General features: G+C 70.8%; 4 protein-coding genes. 2 read left to right on the top strand and 2 right to left on the bottom strand.

Annotation, left to right across the window (positions count from 1 at the left end):
* Both GT354_RS00735 and GT354_RS00730 read right to left on the bottom strand, forming a co-directional pair.
* On the bottom strand, positions 1-939 hold a 939-nt coding region (locus GT354_RS00735), incomplete at its 3' end, for an HD domain-containing protein (protein ID WP_161354176.1).
* A 231-nt stretch (positions 940-1170) separates the two neighbouring features.
* Positions 1171-1485, bottom strand: coding sequence for a hypothetical protein (locus GT354_RS00730; RefSeq protein WP_161354175.1), 315 nt, complete (start codon positions 1483-1485; stop codon positions 1171-1173).
* On the opposite strand from GT354_RS00730, the gene GT354_RS00725 reads away from it, so the two are divergent.
* Entirely contained in the window at positions 1471-2244 is a 774-nt protein-coding gene (locus tag GT354_RS00725; RefSeq protein ID WP_202511400.1) for an FAD-linked oxidase C-terminal domain-containing protein, read from the top strand. The two genes, GT354_RS00730 and GT354_RS00725, sit on opposite strands and share 15 nt — an antisense overlap.
* Positions 2241-3062 (top strand): (Fe-S)-binding protein (locus GT354_RS00720; RefSeq protein ID WP_161354173.1); only part of this gene is annotated, 822 nt, incomplete at its 3' end. The genes GT354_RS00725 and GT354_RS00720, both read left to right, overlap by 4 nt.

Raw genomic sequence — 3062 nt, 5'->3', positions numbered from 1 at the left:
TCCGCGCCGCTTTTGTACGCGGCGCACCGATACGTGGTGCCGCGAGCGCGGCGACACCTCCGCCTCGATGCCGGCCTCGCGCAGCGCGCGTTTGACCGACGCGCACAGTTTGGACACGGCCTCGTCGGTCTCGGCCTGACTGGCCAGGACGGTGCGCGCGGTCGCGGCGTGCTCCTCGGGGCGCAGCGTCGCGAAGACGATGTCCTCCAGCTCGGACTTGAGCACGTGGATGCCCAGGCGCTCGGCGAGCGGGATGAAGACTTCCTGGGTGGCCTCCGCGGTGCGGATCTGACTCGCGCGGCGGCGATATCGGATCGTGCGCATGTTGTGCAGGCGGTCGGCCAGCTTGATCACGGTCACCCGCAGGTCGCGGCCCGTGGCGACGATGATCTTGCGCATCGTCTCGGCCTCGGCGCGGTCGCCGAGGTCGACTCGCTCCAGCTTGGTCACGCCGTCGACGAGGTGGGTGACGTCGTCGCCGAACGCGGCCCGCACCTCTTCGAGGGTCAGGTCGGTGTCCTCGACGGTGTCGTGCAGGAGCGCGGCGACCAGGGTGGTGGTGTCGGCGCCGAGTTCGGCCAGGATCGTCGCGACCGCGAGCGGGTGCGTGATGTACGGCTCGCCGCTCTTGCGCATTTGCCCGCGATGGGACAACTCCGCGACCGCGTAGGCCTCCTGAAGGGCCGTCATGTCGGCCTTCGGGTGGTGCCCGCGGTGCACTTGGAGGAGCGGTTCGACGGCGTCCGGCGTCCGGCGGCGGCTTCCGGTGAGGAAGGTGACGGCGGCCAGGCCCAGGCGTTGGATGGGTTGTTGGACAGGACGGCGCGACAGTCGTCCGACGCGGTCGGACATGCTCCGGCCCGGAACGTCACCCTCGGCTCGCGGTGCGCCCTTGGGCACACCCGCACCGGCCGGCGGGTCGAGTCCCCCGATCGTCATGCGGCACCTCCGGCAGCTACCCCCGGAGTCGCCCCCGGTGATTCATGCTACCGACAACAACACGGACGGTGTCCGTGTGATGTCGCCCGTCACACACTTCATCACCCGCACGGGTGATCCCGTGTGAACGATGGTGAAGTGCCAGCCTAACCCCTCGAGATCTTGTCCGGGTGCGGACCCTGGGGAGCGCACCCGGACGCGGGGACGGCGTGCGGGGGCGGTGACAGCGCGTCAACTCGCGTCCGCGCGCTCCCAGTACGAACCGTCGATCATCGCCTCGACGAGGGTGCGGTGCAGCACGGTCTCGTCCAGGTCGGCGGGCTGCTCGCGCTCGCCGAAGTGCCACTGTCGGTGCGCGATGCGGGCCATCACGACGCCGTGCCGCACTGCGGCGTACGTCTCGAAATAGCGCATGTGGCGCGGCGCGTAGCCGGTGAGCTTCTCGTACTGCGCGCACACGTCCTGCGTGCGCATGAAGTCCGGCAGGCCCGGGAGACCGCCGTAGCGATGGGCGATGTCCTGGAAGAACGAGTGGATGAAGATCATCCAGGCGATGTCCAGTTCGCGCGGTCCGACCGCGGCCATCTCCCAGTCCAGGACCGCGGTCGGCTCGAAATCGACGTAGAGGATGTTGCCGACATCCTCTCCGCCGGCATCGTCCCGGCCACCCTGGAGTTCCTGGACCGGCGCTGCATCAGCGCGGTCGAGGACTTCGCCCACCTGGGCCTGCGCACGGACGCGGGCGCACTGCTGCTGTTCGGCGACGACGGTCCCGCCGACGCGGTACGCCGCGACCTGAACCGCATGGCCGAGTTGTGCCACGAGGCCGGCGCCACCGAGTGGACCCTGGCCGAGGACGTGGCCGGCGCCGAGGCACTGCTCACCGCGCGCCGGTGTTCGCTGCCGGCACTGTCCCGACTGGGCTCGTTGACCATCCTCGAGGACGCCACCGTCCCACGCCCCCGGATCGCCGAGATGGTCGACCGGATCGATGCCATCGCGGACCGGCACACGGTCACCATCGCCACCTTCGGCCACGCAGGCGACGGCAATCTCCACCCCACCTGCGTGGTGGCCGACCCGAACGACGACGAGTCGATCGAGCGCGCGCACGCCGCCTTCGACGACATCTTCCGCACCGCGATCGAACTCGGCGGCACCATCACCGGCGAACACGGGGTGGGCGCCGCCAAGTTGCCACATCTGCGCGCCCAACTCGGCGACGCCCAGATGGAACTGCTGAGCCGGATCAAAACCGCCTTCGATCCCGCCCGCATCCTCAATCCCGGAAAGCTCGGCTCATGACCGGTGTGTTCGACCCCGAGGAACTCTCCCGCTGCATCTCCTGCGGCTTCTGCCTGCCCGCGTGTCCTACCTATGCCGCCACCGGCGACGAGGCGTCCTCACCGCGTGGTCGGATCAACCTGATGCGCGCCCTGGAGACCGGCCGCCTGGACGCCGACGACCCGACCCTGCTCGAACAGTCGTCCGCGTGCCTGGGCTGCCGCGCGTGCGAACCCGTCTGCCCGGCGGGCGTCCCGTCCGGGTCGCTGTTGGAACAGTGGCGCGAACACCAGTGGCGCGGCAAGCACCGACCGCCACTGGCCCGACTGTTGACGGTCGTGGTGAGCATGCCGCCGGTGGTCCGCGCCATGGGCTGGGGCCGCTTCCTCCGGCCGACCGGACGCAGGACCTCGAAGGCAGCGCAGCCGGCCCCCGCAGCCGCCCCACCCCGGACACCGAAACCGACCTCGGCGCCCTCGGCGCCCACCGGCACCGGAGCCTCGCTCATGCTCGGCTGCTTCGAACGCGCCATGTTTTCCGGCGTCTCCCGCGCGGCCCGCATCCTGCTGCCCGGCCTGAAGGCGCCCGACGACCAAGGCTGCTGCGGCGCGCTGCACGCGCACAACGGCGAGTTGACCAAGGGCCGCGCCCTCGCCCGCCGCCTCGGCGAACGACTGCCCGGCCGCATCGTCACCACCTCCGGCGGGTGCGCCGCGCACCTGGCCGACGTCATCGGCCGCGACCGGGTCGCCGAACTGTCTGAAGTGGTCGACGTCTCGGCCCTCCCCGAACGCCGGGTGGCCGGCCGCCGGGTCAAGGTCACCCTCCAGGACTCCTGC

This window comes from Streptomyces sp. SID3343 (genome assembly GCF_009865215.1).
Taxonomy (GTDB): Bacteria; Actinomycetota; Actinomycetes; order Streptomycetales; family Streptomycetaceae; genus Embleya.
This window is presented reverse-complemented; position numbering and strand designations above follow the sequence as displayed.

Bases quoted from the DNA above. Each gene is read 5' to 3' on its own strand.
- GT354_RS00730 (WP_161354175.1), bottom strand. From the start codon at position 1,485: ATGATCTTCATCCACTCGTTCTTCCAGGACATCGCCCATCGCTACGGC.